This window comes from Pyxidicoccus sp. M15 (genome assembly GCF_056858435.1).
The window spans coordinates 10,996,679-11,011,991 of record NZ_CM166495.1 but is presented as its reverse complement, the minus strand read 5'-3'; the positions used below and the strand labels follow the sequence as shown (position 1 = coordinate 11,011,991).

At 71.2% G+C, this 15,313-nt stretch carries 9 protein-coding genes; 3 read left to right on the top strand and 6 right to left on the bottom strand.

The genetic code is table 11. The annotated features are described in order from the left end of the window. Positions 1-61 precede the first annotated feature (61 nt). The 3 genes from ACX9TP_RS40620 to ACX9TP_RS40610 all read right to left on the bottom strand — a co-directional run bounded on the left by ACX9TP_RS40620 (position 62) and on the right by ACX9TP_RS40610 (position 3,759). The gene (locus ACX9TP_RS40620; protein WP_482976050.1) at positions 62-1,288 is read right to left on the bottom strand and encodes a sensor histidine kinase; all 1,227 of its coding nucleotides are present in this window, start codon (positions 1,286-1,288) and stop codon (positions 62-64) included. A gap of 354 nt (positions 1,289-1,642) precedes the next feature. Next, positions 1,643-3,283, bottom strand: coding sequence for a trypsin-like serine peptidase (locus ACX9TP_RS40615; RefSeq protein ID WP_482976049.1), 1,641 nt, complete (start codon positions 3,281-3,283; stop codon positions 1,643-1,645). 98 nt (positions 3,284-3,381) lie between these two features. Then, entirely contained in the window at positions 3,382-3,759 is a 378-nt protein-coding gene (locus ACX9TP_RS40610) for a SpoIIAA family protein (protein WP_482976048.1), read from the bottom strand. A 216-nt stretch (positions 3,760-3,975) separates the two neighbouring features. Here ACX9TP_RS40610 and ACX9TP_RS40605 point away from each other — a divergent pair, with 216 nt between their 5' ends. Continuing rightward, the gene (locus ACX9TP_RS40605) at positions 3,976-4,278 is read left to right on the top strand and encodes a hypothetical protein (RefSeq protein WP_482976047.1); all 303 of its coding nucleotides are present in this window, start codon (positions 3,976-3,978) and stop codon (positions 4,276-4,278) included. Between the two features lie 120 nt (positions 4,279-4,398). Here ACX9TP_RS40605 and ACX9TP_RS40600 read toward each other — a convergent pair whose 3' ends face one another. Together ACX9TP_RS40600 and ACX9TP_RS40595 are read right to left on the bottom strand one after the other, a co-directional pair. Then, positions 4,399-6,351 (bottom strand): alpha/beta hydrolase family protein, encoded by a 1,953-nt coding sequence (locus ACX9TP_RS40600; protein WP_482976046.1) that lies wholly within the window; start codon positions 6,349-6,351, stop codon positions 4,399-4,401. 30 nt (positions 6,352-6,381) lie between these two features. Continuing rightward, positions 6,382-8,301: a S9 family peptidase gene (locus ACX9TP_RS40595; RefSeq protein WP_482976045.1), complete on the bottom strand. Its 1,920-nt coding sequence runs from the start codon at positions 8,299-8,301 to the stop codon at positions 6,382-6,384. A 248-nt stretch (positions 8,302-8,549) separates the two neighbouring features. Between ACX9TP_RS40595 and ACX9TP_RS40590 the strand changes: the two genes are divergently transcribed. Both ACX9TP_RS40590 and ACX9TP_RS40585 read left to right on the top strand, forming a co-directional pair. Further along, positions 8,550-9,062, top strand: coding sequence for a GspE/PulE/PilB domain-containing protein (locus ACX9TP_RS40590; RefSeq protein ID WP_482982296.1), 513 nt, complete (start codon positions 8,550-8,552; stop codon positions 9,060-9,062). A 129-nt stretch (positions 9,063-9,191) separates the two neighbouring features. Beyond that, on the top strand, positions 9,192-10,217 hold the full coding sequence (locus tag ACX9TP_RS40585; RefSeq protein ID WP_482976044.1) for a class I SAM-dependent methyltransferase: 1,026 nt from the start codon (positions 9,192-9,194) through the stop codon (positions 10,215-10,217). An 18-nt stretch (positions 10,218-10,235) separates the two neighbouring features. Here the strand turns inward: ACX9TP_RS40585 and ACX9TP_RS40580 are convergent, their stop codons facing one another. Further along, the gene (locus tag ACX9TP_RS40580) at positions 10,236-15,200 is read right to left on the bottom strand and encodes an ATP-binding protein (protein WP_482976043.1); all 4,965 of its coding nucleotides are present in this window, start codon (positions 15,198-15,200) and stop codon (positions 10,236-10,238) included. Between the last annotated feature and the right edge of the window lie 113 nt (positions 15,201-15,313).

The window sequence follows — 15,313 nt, the reverse complement described above, 5'->3', positions numbered from 1 at the left end:
CGGCCTGCTCCATTTCGCGGCCCCCCCTTTCCGGCGCTCGCGAGGGGGCCTCACCCGCCCTTCAGGCCATGGGCAGGGTGAACAGGAACGTGGTGCCCCGGCCGAGCTCGCTCACCACCCGGAGCGAGCCGCCGTGTGCCTCGACGATGCCGCGGGTGATGGAGAGCCCCAGCCCCACGCCGCTGCCGGGCGTGCGCGCGGGGGGCCGCTGGACGCGGTCGAACAGGACGGGCAGCACGTCCGGAGCGATGCCCATGCCGGTGTCCGACACGCTCAGCTCCACCTGGTTCTCCCGGAGGGTGGCCGCGAGCTGGATGAGGCCTCCGGCGGGGGTGAAGCGGACCGCGTTGCCCACCAGGTTGGAGAACACCTGGTGGATGCGGTCCGGGTCGCACCGCACGGCGATGTCCCGTTCGAGCGGCCGCAGCTCCAGGTTGATGCCGCGCTCATGGGCCAGCGGCCCCAGCTCCGAGGCCTGCTCCATCAGCGTGGTGACGGTCAGCGGCACGGGCGCCAGCCGGAAGGCCCCGGCTTCGATGGCCGCGAAGTCCAGCAGGTCATGGATGAGCCGGTCCATGCGCAGCGCCGAGCGGTTGATGGTGTCCAGGTGGTTGCGCGCGCGCCCGTTGAGGGAGACCAGCAGCGGGGCCAGCAGGGACGTCGTCATGGTGATGACGCCCAGCGGGTTGCGCAAATCGTGGGACACCATGGCCAGCAATTCCTTGCGCAGCCGCGTCTCGGCCTCCGCCGCCTGGCGCGCGGCGCGCTCCGCCGCGTAGAGCCGTCCGTTCTCCACGGCGACCGCGGCGGAGTCCGCCAGCGCCTGCAGCAGCGCGACCTGGCGCGTGCGGGGCGTGGTGTGCTCCGCCCAGTACGCGCCAATGGCCCCGATGGGGTCCGCGCGGCGGATGGGCACCATGGCCAGGCTCTTCACGAAGGTGGCACGGTACGCCTCGATGGGGATGCGCTCGTCGGCGTAGATGTCCTCGATGATGGCCGGCGTGCGGTTCATCACCACCCAGCCGGAGATGCAGGCTTCGATGGGGAAGCGGCGCCCCTTCCACAGCGGGGCGATGGCCTCCTCGTCCGCGTAGTGGACGTGGTCGCCCTCGCGCAGCACGAAGGTGACGCCGTCCGCGCCACTCAGCTGGCGGGCGGCACGACGCACCAGCGCCATGATGTCGTCGAGCTCCCGTAGGTGGGCGAGCTCACGGACGACCTCCAGCAGCACGAGCGCGTCGTCGTGTGACAATTCCTCGAACGGAAGCGGGTCCTGGAACCGGCGCAAGGAGCTCCTCCTCGGTTGGATGGACTCAACCAACATGCTTGGGAGGCACTACGTTCATTCGCTCGGCGTGGAGGGCCGGAGGCACACCGGGGAGATGAAGGCTTGCTTGCATGCCCGGCCATATAGGAATGGCCGAAAACAGACGCAAGCCCGTGCCCCGGGGCACGGCGTCAGCTACCTGACAGGCGCCCGGAGGGGCCGGAAGCACCCTCCGCTCCGGCTCCCTGCCGCGGCCCACGCCGCCTGACGAGGGCGCCCGGGATGCCCCCAGGGGCCGGACATGAAGACGGCGGAAGTCCGGGCCCGAAGGACCGGCCTCCCGCCGTCAGGTGGGCCCGCGGTGGGCGTCCCCGGCTACTGGATGACCCAGGCCACCGTGCCGCCGCAGCTCGTGCTGCCGTAGCAGCCGGCGCGCAGCTGGTACGTGCCCCCCGCGCCCGGAGGCACGGTGTAGGTGGCGTATGACAGCGTGCCGCAGCTGTCGTCATTGCTCGCCACCTGCTGGCCGGCGGCGTTGAACAGGCGCAGGTACGTGTCCCCGGTGCCGGAGGCGCCCGCGACGGTGCAGGTGCCGAAGGAGATGCCCTGGCCGGCGGTGAGGGGGATGTCGCGGTTGGCGGTGTTCTGCTGGGCGTTGTTGGTGTTGGTGGCGTTGAACACGAGCGAGCCGCTGCCGGCCGGCGGGGGGCCCGCCTCGAGCGTCCACGCCACCGTGCCGCCGCAGCTGCCGGTGGAGTAGCAGCCCGCGCGGATTTCGTAGTCGCCGGCGGTGGCGGCGGTGAACGTCAGGTTGGAGCCCGTCCCGCCGCAGGCGTCGTCGTTGGCGCTCACCTGGGTGCCGGCCGGTCCGTACAGGCGCAGGAACGTGTCCCCGGTGAAGCTGGAGCCCGTCACGCCGCAGGTGCCCAGGGTGATTTTCTGCCCCGCGCTCAGGGCCACCACCTTGTTGGTGGTGCCGACGGAGGCGCCGTTGGTGTTGCTGGCCGTGTACGTGAAGCTGTTGCCCGCCGGAGGCGGCGTGCTGGAGCACAGCCGGGCGCTGGTGGACGCCGCGCAGAAGGCGTCCACGGCGGGCCGCACGTAGGTGATGTCCTCGCCGCGGCAGCCCGTCTCCGTGCACACGTTGACGATGTTGCAGCCCCCGCTGGCCCTGTAGTCCGTCTCGCCGCGCACCAGGATGCCGGCCACCGTGTAGTCGCTGTTCTCGTACACGCCCGAGCCGGAGTTGCCGCCGAAGGTGTCCGTGTTGGCGACGAAGTAGTCCAGCGTGCTGGCGCGCGCGTCGCGCACCGAGCCGCCCGAGTCAATCTTGAAGGGGATGCCGCTGCCCGAGCCAATCACCGTTACGTGGGTGCCCACCGCCAGCGCGCTGTTGCCCGCGCGGATGGGGGCCGGCGTGAAGCGCGGGGTGGCCGCGCGGTCCAGCTTGAGGATGGCGTAGTCCAGGTTGCGCCCGTTCACCGTGGCCTGCTGGCGCACGACGATGGACTGGCAGGAGAAGATGTCCGCCGTCGTCACCGTCTGCATGGCGTTGGCGGCCGTGCGGTAGAAGTTGAAGACCAGCCGCGTGCTGGTGCAGGCCGAGGCGCTGGTGACGCAGTGGCCCGCGGTGAGCACCAGGTCATCGTCGATGAGCGTGCCCGAGCAGAACGCCGGCGTCAGGTCCGTCAGGAAGCGCTCGGTGCCGCACAGGCCGTACGCGCTCTGCAGCGTGGCCGCGTTGAAGGCGACGTTGTCGGGGCTGGACGCGTCGATGGCCGACGGGCGCATCAGCGCCACGGTGGCCTGCTGGGCGCGGGCGCGCAGGGTGGCATTCGCGTGCGCGTACACGTCCGTGCGGTTGTCCGTGCCGTAGACGACGGGCTGCTGCTCCGTGCCCGTGGGCGCGCCAGCCGCCGGCTCGGCCTCCGGGGTCGGCCCGCAGGCCGCCACGGAGAGGGTGCACAACAGCGCGCCGAGCAGCTTCCTGCGGGCGTCGGTCCAGGAGAGGTACATGGAACGGCTACTCCTACGAGCGGGGAAGAGGCAGCCTGCCCGGAGGCAGGTGGGCCCCACTATAGGTGAAAAGTTGGAGTGCCGTCAGAAAGCCGGGCTCAGTCGGCCTCGGGGTTCTTCAGCCACGCCAGCGCCTCGCCGCGCGTCTCGAAGGTGCGCGTGGGGATGGTGAGCATGGCCCGCTTCGTCATGCGCCAGGCCTGGAGGCCGGAGGGCGGGTCGATGACCACGCGCGCCGAGCGATTCATGCCCTTCAACTGGGCGTAGGCGTTGAGGCTGGCCATGGCGCTCACCACGTCGCCGGGCATCACCCGCAGCTGCGACTGGTCCACCAGCGCGGACCACTCCCCGTCGAAGGAGGCCATGGCCTTCTTCACCTCGGCCAGGTACTCGGCTAGGTCCTCCGCCGTGACTTGCGGGGGATAGACGACCTCGAGGATGCGGTCCTGCGCGTGGACGGTGATCTGGAAGGGCATATGCGGTGACGGCTCCGGACGGGCGCGCCATCCTAGCCGCAGCCGGTGACAAACCGATACCCGACGAAACGCCACCCTCCCCGCGGGGTGGGTCGCCTGCCCTGTCCGGGAGTACGGGGAATGTCAGACCCGGGTGGTACCTACGTCCTTCCGGCTGCCCCGGTAACGCCGCGCGAAAGGGGCGCGGCGGCGGAGGCAGGCCGGCAAGGGGGTCTCATGTACACGAAGCTCTACGTCCTGGGTGCGGTGCTGGGTACCGCTCCGGGGCTGCCGCCGGAGGCGCTGTCGGCCCCGGTGGCTCCACCGCAGGAGTCGCGCCCCGACTCGCGCGGGGCTTCGCGCAAGAGCCGCGGAGGCCGCGCGACGGGCGCGACGACGCGCAACGCGAGCGACGCGGAGGTGCCGCGTCACCCGTGCGAGCTCATCACCATCATGCAGGTGCCCTGCGACGCGTCGAAGGCCACCTGCGAGTACACGTACTGGAAGTGCCCGGAGGTCGTCAGCCCGCTCCGGTCCTGAGCCACGGATGAGCGCGCGGGCGGCCGGTTCCGCCCGCGCCACGAAGTGACTGGCGCGGTGGGTGGGCCCCTGAAGTCTCGAGGGGCGCCGCCCACCGCGCCGGTGTTTCGGGCCGGGGCGTCAGTTCGTCGCGCTGGCCTTCTTGAGGTACTGGTCCAGGAAGGCGCGCGTGCGCGAGTAGGCCTCAATCTCGTTCTTCTTCTTGGTGAAGCCGTGGCCCTCGTCGGGGAAGACGACGTACTCGACGGGGACCTTGTTCTTCTTCACGGCCTGGACGATTTCGTCCGACTCCACCTTCAGCACGCGCGGGTCATTGGCGCCCTGGATGACGAGCAGCGGCTTGCGAATCTTGTCCGCGTGGAAGAGCGGCGACGCGGCGCGCAGCATCTCCTCCTGCGTCTCCGGGTTGCCCATCTCCTGGTAGAGCGCCTCGCGGAAGGACTCCCAGTAGGGCGGGACGTTCTTCAGCGTGCGCAGCCAGTTGGACACGCCGAAGATGTCCACGCCCACGTTGAAGCTGTCCGGGTGGAAGGCCAGCGCCGCCAGCGTCATGTAGCCGCCGTAGCTGCCGCCGATGATGCCGATGCGCGAGCCGTCCACGTACGGCAGGCTGGCCAGGTACTTCTTCGCCTCCAGGCAGTCCTGGAGCGGCTCCTTGCCGTGCTTCTGGTCGTCCGCCGTGAAGAACGTCTTGCCGTACCCGGAGCTGCCGCGGTTGTTGATGCCCAGCACCACGTAGCCATGGTTGACGAGGTACTGGAAGAGCGGGTTGTAGCCCTTGCGCGTCTGGCCTCCCGGCCCGCCGTGCACATAGACGAGCGCGGGCAGCTTGTTGTCCGGCGTGGCCTGGTGGGGCTTGTAGAGGACGTTGGGAATCTCCATCCCGTCGAAGGACTTGAAGCGCACCCCCTGCGAGTCCACCAAATCCCTCGGGTCGATTTCGGGGTTGAGCGAGTCCGTCAGCCGCGTGAGCTTCTTCGTGCCGAAGTCGTAGACGTACAGGTCCGTGGGCGCGCGGTCGCCCTTCACGAAGAAGGCCATGCGCTTCTCGCTGCGGGCCACCACCACGCCGTTGAGGTCACCCTCGGGCAGCTGCGGCAGGGCGAGCGGCTTGCCGGCCTTCACGTCGTGGATGCGGATGACGGTGCGGGCATCCTCGTTGATGCCGGTGACGCGCCACGCGCCGTTGCGCGAGAAGGACGTGTACATGATGTCCCAGTCCGCCTTCTCCACCTCCTCCATCTTCCCGGTGGCCAGCACGTAGCGGACGATGCGGGCGAACTCCGAGCCCTCGTCGGTGTGCAGGTACAGCGCGGAGGAGTCCGGGGTGAAGGTGGCCGTCCTCCAGGCCGCGGCGCCCTTGTGCGGCGTCAGGTGCTTCAGCTCCTTCGTGGTGACGTTGTAGAGGTAGACGTCGCTGTCGGACGTGGTGTTGGACTTGTCGAGCGCCACCCACTTCTCGTCCGGGGACACGTCGGCGGGGTCATTGCCGTCGTTGTTCTGGTAGAACAGGGTGCGCGCGTACGTCTTCGCGTCGTAGCGGTACAGGTCCATGAAGCGCGCGTCGCGCTCGTTGCTGAGCACGTAGAAGGCGGAGTCGTCATGGCTCCAGCCGAAGAAGTCGGCGCGGTGCTTGTCGCCCGGCGTCAGGTCCTTCTCCTTGCCGTCCGGCGTGCGGACGTAGACGTGGGACAGCTCGTTGCCGCCCTGGTCCCGCGTGAAGAGGATGCGCTCGTCCTTCGGGAAGTAGCCCACGGCCCAGGTGCTGTCCGTGGAGCGCGTGAGCTGCGTGGGCTTGCCGCCCGCCACCGGCATGGAGAAGACGTTGTAGATGCCCGTCTGGTTGGAGGAGAAGAGCAGCCGCTTCTCGTCCGGGGAGAAGGACGCGCCCCGCACGCTGGTCGTCTTCATGAACTGCTCGACGGTGTACTGCTTCGACGGGCGCGAGGTGACGCGGGCGGCCGGGGCCTTCGTGGGCGGCGGGGCCGGCGGCTGCGGCGTGGCCAGCGCCAGGGTGGGGACGAGCGCCACGGCTGCGAGCGCTCGGGACAGGGTGGACCAGCAGGGTGACATGGGACGCTCCGGGTGGAGGTGGGGGACGGCTCAGTTCGCCGGCCGGGCCGGCGCGGGGGACTGCTTGAGGTAGGTGTCCAGGAAGGTGCGGATGCGGGTGGAGCTCTCCAACTCGCTCTTCTTGCTGCTGAAGCCGTGGCCTTCGTCCGGGAGGACCATGTATTCGACGGGGACGTTGTTCTTCTTCACGGCCTCGACCACCTGGTCCGACTGCGCCTTGAGCACCTTCGGGTCATTGGCGCCCTGGATGACGAGCAGCGGCTTGCGAATGTTGTACGCATGGAAGGCGGGGGAGATTGCACGCAGCGCTTCCGCTTCCGTGTCCGGGTTGCCCAGCTCCTGGTACATCGCCTGGCGGAAGGACTCCCAGTACGGGGGGATGTTCTTCAGCATGCTCACCCAGTCGGACGGGCCGAAGACGTCCACGCCCACGTCGAAGGTGTCCGGGTGGAAGGCCAGCGCGGCCAGCGCCATGTAGCCGCCATAGCTCGCGCCGAGCACGCCCACGCGGGAGCCGTCCACGTACGGCAGGCCGGTGAGGTACTTCTTCGCCTCCACGACGTCCCGGAGCGGCTCCTTGCCGTGCTTTTTGTCATCCGCCGTGACGAACGCCTTGCCGTAGCCGGAGCTGCCGCGGTTGTTGGGCGCGAGCACCACGTAGCCGGCGTTGACGAGGTACTGGATGAAGCCGATGTAGCCCCGGTACGCCTGGTCACCGGGGCCGCCGTGCACCCAGACCACCGCGGGCAGCTTGTTCCGGGGCGAGGCCTGGAGCGGCTTGTAGAGGATGCTCGGAATCTCCAGCCCGTCGAAGGACGCGTAGCGGACCACCTCGGCGACCACGAGGTCCTTCGCGTCGATGGAGGGGCTGAGCGTGTCCGTCAGCCGCATGGTCTTCTTCGTGCCGAAGTCATGGACGTAGAGGTTGTTGGGGGCGCGGTCATCCGTCAGGTGGAAGGCCATGCGCTTGCCGCTCCGGGCCAGCTCCACGTCGGAGATGCTGCCCTCGGGAAGCTTCAGGGCGAGCGGCTTGCCGGCTTTGACGTCGTGGACCCGGAGCAGGGCACGGCCGTGCTCGTTGATGCCGGTGACGCGCCACGCGCCGTTGCGCGAGAAGGCCATGGAGGTGATGTCCCAGTCCGCCCTCTCCACCTCCTCCCGCTTCCCGGTGGCCAGCACGTAGCGGACGACGCGGGTGAACTCCGAGCCCTCGTTGGTGAGCAGGTACAGCGCGGAGGAGTCCGGTGCGAAGCAGGCCGTCTTCCAGCTGGCGTCGCCCGTGTGCGCGGTGAGGTGCTTCACCTCCTTCGTGCCGAAGTCATACAGGTGCACGTCGCTGTCGGAGAGCGAGCGGGACTTCTCCAGGGAGAGCTGCTTGCCGTCCGGGGACACCCTGCCCAGGTCGTAGCCGCCGTCGTTCTGGAAGACGAGGGTGGGCGCGTACGTCTTCGCGTCGTGGCGGTACAGGTCCATGAAGCGCTCGTCGCGCGCGTTGCTGGAGACGTAGAAGGCGTCGCCGTCCCCGCTCCAGCCCTGGAAGACGGCGCGCACCTTGTCGCCGGGGGTGAGGTCCACCTCCCTGCCGTCCAGCGTCCGGACGTAGAGGTGCGTCAGCCCGTTGCCCGCCTGGTCCCGCGTGAAGAGGATGCGCTCGTCCTTCGGGAAGTAGCCCACGGCGAAGGTGGCGTCCGTGGTGGAGCGGGTGAGCTGCGTGGGCTTGCCGCCCGTCACCGGCACGGAGAAGACGTTGAAGACGCCCGTCGGGTTGGACGTGAAGAGCACCCGCTTCTCGTCGGGGGAGAAGGACGCGCCGAACACGTCCGTCGTCTCCATGAACTGCTCGATGGTGTACTGCCTCGACGGGCGCGTGACGGGGGGCGCGGCCAGCACCAGGGTGGGGACGAGCGCCAGGGTGATGAGCGCGCGGGACACGGCCTGCCAGGACGGCATGGGCTCTCCGGAGGTGGGAGGAGGGAGGCCGCGAATCTGGCGCAACGTCTCACGCAAGGCGAGGTTCTCGACACTCCCCGTCACGCCGGGCCGGCCGGGCTGTCATTCCGAAAGCCTCCCGGTGGAAAAGGTTTCACCCGCGCTGTGTACGCCCGGTGCAAGCGCGCGGAAGCACTGGGCCACCTCGTGGCACGGCGTACGCACGTCCCACCGCGTGAAGCATGCCGTGGGGGTGGGTCGTGCGGCGCATGCGTTTGGGCGAGCTGCTGCTTCACCTGGGACTGGTGACGCGGGAGCAATTGGAAGCGGCGCTGGCGTACCACACGCGGTGGCACTGCCGGCTGGGTGAGGCGCTGGTGCACCTGCGACTGCTCACGCCGGAGCAGGTGCAGCAAGCGCTGTCCCGTCAGCTCGCGGTGCCCTTCGTCCGGGGCGAGCAGATGGCGAAGGTGCCGGCCGCGGTGGTGAGGAGCGTCCCGGCGGACGTGCTGACGCGGCTGAGGATGTGCCCGCTGCGCATGGAACGCCAGGGCTCGCGTGGCATCCTGTACGTGGCCACCGACCAGCCGGAGAACCTGCCCGCCCTGGATGCGCTGGCCTTCATCACCGGCTTCACCGTGCGCCCGGTGCTCGCCCTGCCGGACGACATCGAGCGGACGCTGCGCCACCACGGCCTGGGCTGCCCGCGGGGCATCGTCCCCCTGGAGCTGGCGCCCGACGACGGGCCCGCCCTGGAAATCACGCGGGGAGGTGCGCTGTAGCCCCCGCCTGAGCCGGTCATCCTGGAGTGAGCCACCAGGGCCGCGCCCGTCCGGTCGCCTGAAATGCGGGGCGGGCGAGGGCTGTCTCCGGAGGAAGTGAAAGCCATCCCCTTCCGCGTTGTGTTGGCGATGCACGATTCCCAGACGACTCCCACCAACGCCTTCCCGAACCTGCTCACCGGCCAGCGCAACCAGCTGGTCGTCCCGTTGCCCGAGGACTCGTTCCGGAAAGCCTTCGAGGAGGCGAGGGAGTGGCTCGACAGCGTCCACGAGCGGATGCTGGGAGGCCCGGACGAGGTGCTGCGGCAGAACATGCACTCGCTGCACCTGGGCCTCATCACCCTGCGGCGGCGGTGGAGCCCGGAGATGTGGCGGCGCTTCTGCAAGGAGACGGCGAAGAAGCACCCGCTGCGGGCCTTCCTGCACCAGTGCCCCTTCACGCGCCGCGCGTACGAGCGCCCCCGCGGGTACGCCGGGGATGCGGTCCTCATCGACTACCTCTACATGGACCGGGCGGCGGACGAGCTGCACGCGGGGCGTGAAATCTACCGGTACATGCACCAGCAGCCCAGCTCGCTCAGCGTCCGCGAGCGGAAGCTGCTGCTGGCGCGGACCATCGACGAGACGGCCGAGCGCGTCCCCGCCGGCGCGCGCATCCTCTCCGTGGCGTGCGGCCACCTGCGCGAGGCCGAGGCCTCGCGCGCGGTGGCCGAGCACCGCGTGGGCGAGCTCATCGCCTTCGACCAGGACCCGCTGAGCCTGGCGGAGATTTCCCACCACAACCCGCTCGACGTGGTGAAGCCGGTGGCCGGCTCGGTGCGCGCGCTCCTGTCGGGCAAGACGAAGTTCCAGGACATGGACTTCGTCTACTCGGCGGGGCTCTACGACTACCTCTCGGACTCCGTGGCCACGCGCCTCACCGGGCTGTTGTTCGGCATGCTGCGCTCGGGCGGGAGGATGCTGGTGGCCAACTTCGCCATGTACCCGCCGGAGACGGGCTACATGGAGGCCTTCATGGACTGGTGGCTCATCTACCGCGACGAGGACGGCATGCGCGCGCTGCTGGGCGAGGTGCCCCTGGAGCAGCTCGCCTCCGTGCGCCTGTACCGGGACAGCCAGGACAACGTCATCTACCTGGAGCTGACGCGTCACTGACGCGCCGTGCCCGGTGCCTCAGTGCACCGGCCCCGAGCGGGGCAGGGTGACGGTGAAGGTGGAGCCCTGGCCCGGGGTGCTCTCCACGTCGATGCCGCCGCCCAGGGCCTGCACGATTTCGCGCACAATCCACAGGCCCAGGCCGAAGCCGCCGTAGTGGCGCACGGACACCGCGCGCTCGAAGCGCTCGAAGATGCGCTCGCGGTCCTCCTCCGCGATGCCGATGCCCCTGTCCCGCACCTTCAGCCGGACGACTCCGTCGTTCTCCTCCATGTCGACTTCAATGGGCTTGCCCGCGCCGTACTTCATGGCGTTGGCCAGCAGGTTGCCCACCACCTGCTCCAGCCGCATGGCGTCCCAGCGGCCCACCATGGCGGGCGCGGAGGTGTGCAGGCGCGCGGGGCACTCGGCGCGGGTGAGCGCCTCGCGGCTGCGCTCCAGCTGGCCCTTCACCAGGGCCACCAGGTCCACGTCCTCCAGCTTGATGTGGAGCTGGCCCTGGGCGATGCGGGAGATGTCCAGCAAGTCGTTCACCAGCCGCCCCAGCCGCTGCGTCTGCGAGTAGGCGGACTCCAGCTTGGCGCCGAGCTTCTCCGGGGCCAGCGGCTTCTGCGCGCCCGCGCGCACCTGGGACTGGAGCCCCTGGATGTGGAGCTGCAGGGAGGTGAGCGGCGTCTTCAGCTCGTGCGCGGCGATGGAGAGGAAGTCGTCGCGGCGGCGCACCGCCTCCTGCTCGGCGCGGTACAGGCGGCCCTGCTCCTCGGAGAGGGCGGCGATGCGGGCGAAGTTCTCCGCGTTCTCCAGGGCGGCGCCGGCCAGCACGGTGACGAACTCCGCCAGCCGCTCCTCGTCCTCGCCGAACAGCGCGCCCACCTGCCGGTGGCTCGCCACCACGCACGCCACCGTCTTGCCGCGCACCTGGATGGGCGCGCACAGGAGCGAGCGCACCCCGAGCAGCTCCATGCTCTCGCTCACCCCGCCGGGCAGTCCCTGGCCCATGACGGCGATGCGGCCCGTCTCCAGCGTGCGGGCCAGCGCGGTGCGGCTGACGCCGTGGGCCTGCAGCTCCTCGTCGGGGAGCAGGTCCTGGGGGTCCAGCACCACGCAGTGCTCGGCGCGCAGGAGCTCCAGCATGGACTGACGCACGGCCTCGATGACGGCCTCTCGTGACAGGGCGGAGGCCAGGCGGCGGCCGGCCTCCAGCACGCGCGGGAAGCGGTCCACCAGCGACAGCGTGCCCACGCCGCCGTTGTCGCGCTCGGCCTCGGGGGCGATGCCCTCCTCCATGGCCTCCAGCTCGCGGCTGGCCTCCGCCAGGTCCTCCACGGCGCCGGCCCAGTCCAGCGCCCGCCCCAGCTCTCCGCGCGCCTTCATCGTCAGCGCGCGCTCCTCGCGCATCTCCTGCGCCTCGGCCACGCGCAGCGACTGCTCCAGGAAGCGGCGCGCGCGCCGGGGGTGGCCGCGCATGGCGGCCAGCAGGCCCCGCTCGCGCAGCGCGTGGGGGAGGTTGTTGTGGTAGGTGCGCGCCACCTGGTGGGCCCGCTCCGCCACCGCGTCCGCGCGCTCCAGCAGCGCGTTGCGGCGGGCGGGGTGCAGGCCGGAGGTGGCCTCGGCGAGCTGGCGCAGCGCGGTGGCGAGCCAGGGGGCAATCGGGGCCACGTACTCCTGTCGCAGGTGGGCCTCGTCGACGAGCCGCTCGGCGCGCTCCAGCACCTCCACCGCGCCCGCGGCGTCGCCCATGCGCAGCAGGCGGATGGCCTCGGCCTGGAGGACGCCCGCGTAGCTCTGCGGGTCCGGCTGGTCCGGGTTGGCCAGCTCGGCCTCCAGGAGCGAGCCGGGGATGCGGCCTCCGGCGGCCTTGGCCCAGGCCTCCAGGGCCAGCCGCTGCGCGTAGCGGTCCCCCAGCGCCGTCGCGGCCGCGTGCAGCCGCTGGCTGGTCTCCAGCGCCTCCTTGAGGCGGCCCAGCCGGTAGAGGGACATCGCAATCTGGAAGGTGGCGTTGTTCACCTCCCACGGGTCGCCGGTGCGCTCCAGCAGGCGCACCGCCTCGCGGCACTTCTCGATGCACTCGCGGAAGCGCGACGAGGCGTAGAAGGCCAGCCCGTAGAAGTGCAGCGACTGGCCCTGGCCCCACACGTCCCCCTGCTGCCGGCGCAGCGCGAGCGACTTCTCCGCGTACGCGTACGCGCGGCTGAACCAGGGCAGGGTGGTGAGCGCGGGCGAGTGCGCCGAGTACGCCTGCGCCAGCTCCGGCGTGGGCGGGTAGCGCTCGGCGAGGTTCAAGTCTCGCAGGTGGGCCCACAGCACGGCCATGCGCCCGCGCTGGTACCAGTAGCCGTAGGCGAGGCGGCTGTAGAGCTGGATGGCCAGCATGTCCTTCTCGCCCCGCTCCAGCGGGCGGCGCGCGAGGAACAGTCGCGGGGCCACGGTGTGGCCCGCCTGCGAGAGGATTTCCCACAGCGAGCTGGCGCCGGTGAGCAGGCCGCGCGGAGGCACCCAGCGCCCCAGCAGCTTGAGGCTCTGCTCCAGGTACGTGTTGGCCTGGCCGACGTCGCCCCGCTTGAAGGCCAGCTCTCCCAACTGGCCGAGGATGCGGGCCTGCTCCGGCCTGTCATGGGCGAGCCCCTGGGCGCGCTCGAGCTGCTGGCGCGACTCCTCGTAGCGGCCGCGCAGCATGAGGACGTTGCCCAGGCCCGCGGCGATGCGGAAGCGGGTGCCCGCGTCGGCGCCGGGCGCGCCGCGCTCGGCGATGCGGTAGTTCAGCTCCGCCGTCTCCAGGGCGAAGCGCACGCGGGCCTGCTCGGCGGCCGCCAGCGCGTAGGGCAGCGCCTGCTGGTACTCGCCCGCGGCGTCGAAGTGGTACGCCAGCTCGAAGGAGTCCTGCGGCACGCTCTTCGCCGCGGCCCGCGCCGCCAGCCGGTGCAGCTCCCGGCGCTCCTGCGGCGTGAGCATGTCCAGCAGCACCTCGCGCAGCTTGTCGTGGACGAAGGTGTAGCGCGAGCCGTCCGCCCACAGCATGTGCCGGCGGCGCGGCTCGTCCAGCTCGCGCACCACGTCCGCGGGCGTGTTGCCGGCCAGGGCCGCCATGCGCCCCAAATCGAAGGCCTTGCCCAGGATGGCGCCCACGGACATGAGGCGCAGCGCGTCCGGGGGCAGCAGGCGCAGGCGCCGCACGAGGAAGGTGGCCGCCTGGCGCGAGGAGCGCGCGTGCGCCATGGCCTCCGGCTGCACCTGCCAGCCGTCGGGGCCGGGCACCAGCACGCCGTCCTCGACGAGGCCGTGCAGCACGGCACTGGCCATGAAGGGGTTGCCCTCGGACAGGCGCGTGACGAGGTCGGTGGCCTCGTGCGGGAGCGCGCCGGCCATGGACTCCGCCAGCCGCGTCACGTCCGCGAGGCCGAAGGCGGACAGTCGCAGGTGCGCGGTGGGTGCCAGCCGCCGCAGCACGTGCGTGGAGGCGATGTCCTCGCTGCGGAAGGAGACGACGACGAGCACGCGGCCCCGCGCCTGGCGCCGCGCGAGCGACCAGCCCTCCAGCGCGCGCAGCGTCAGCTCGTCCGCCCACTGGCAGTCATCCAGCACCACCACGGCGGGCTCGTCCTCCGTGCCCAGCGCGCCCAGGAGCGCGGTGAGCGCCCAGATGCTGCGGCTCTCGCCCAGCGACTCCGGCCCCAGGCCCTGCGCCGTGCCCTGGGGCACGGGGCACAGCGCGGGCTCCAGCTGCGGCAGCACCGTGCACAGCCCCGCCTCCTGGCCCGCCAGCCGCTCGCGGAGCAGCTGCGCCAGCGCGGGCCGCTCCTTCATGGCGGCGGTGATGCCCGAGGCCACGCCGGCGAAGAGCTGGAAGGGCCGCTGCGCGGCCTGGTCCAGCGCCTGGCCCTGGAGCACCCACGCGCGGTGCTGCAGGGCGCGCGCGGAGAACTCCTCCAGCAGGCGGCTCTTGCCGCCCCCGGACTCACCCTCCACCACGACGAGCCGGCCCGGGTCCGCGCGGGTGCGCTCCAGCTCGCGCTCCAGCGTCGCCACCTCCTCGTGGCGGCCGACGAAGGAGGGCTCGGTGAGGCTGCGGCGCTGGTCGTGCGCGCCGGTGACGAGCTCCGGCTCCGCCTGCCCGTGCGCCAGCGCCTCCTCGATGTCGCGCAGGTCCGCCAGCGCGGACTCGGCGGACTGGTAGCGGTCCGGCGGGTCCGTCTGGAGCAGGCGCGAGATGAGCTCTTCCAGCGCGCGTGGCACCTCCACGCCCACCGCGCGCAGCCGGGGCCGCGTCGCCAGGTGCTGGCGCAGGACTTCCCCCACGGAGGTGCCGTCGAAGGCGGGCCGGCCGGAGAGCGCCTCGAAGAGGACGATGCCCACCGAGTACAGGTCCGACGTGGCCTCCACCGGCCGGTTGAGCAGCCCCGCCTGCTCCGGCGACAGGTAGCGCGCGGTGCCCACGGGCAAGTCCCTCAGGGACGGGTCCAGCCGCTCGCTGCGGGACAGGCCGAAGTCCACCAGGACGGCCCGGGAGAGGGGCTCGCCGGAGACGAGGAGGTTGGAGGGCTTCACGTCGCGGTGGAGCACGCCGTGGCGGTGGGCCTCCGCCAGCGCGGTGAGCACGCTGCGGCCCAGGGTGAGCGCCTCGGGCACGGAGAGGGGCCCCTCGGACAGGCGCTCCTCCAGGGGCTCTCCCTCCAGCCAGGGCGTCACGAGGTAGAGCAGCTCGCCGGAGGTGCCCAGGTGGCGCACGGGGACGATGGCGGGCGAGTCCAGGCGGGACAGGACGGCCGCCTCGTGCTCCAGCCGGTGCCTCGCCGCGGGCGCGAGCGCCGTGGCGGAGGTCAGCTTGATGACGACGCGTTCGCCGGTGCGCAGGTCGTTGCCCACCCACGTGGAGATGCCGCGGCCGGTCTTCAGGCGCTGGAGCAGCTCGAAGCGGTTCCCCAGACGCCTGCCTGGCTGCGGCTCTCCGGGAGCGGCGCCGGCATATTGGAAGCCCTCAGCCATTCAGTGCCCTCGCCCCCAAGCGAATCGCTCCGCGCGATACGGTCGGCCGTGCGTCCCTCCAACAACCTTGGGTGCCGGAATGGACGGTGCCAAGGGGGAGGCAGGCGCATGCC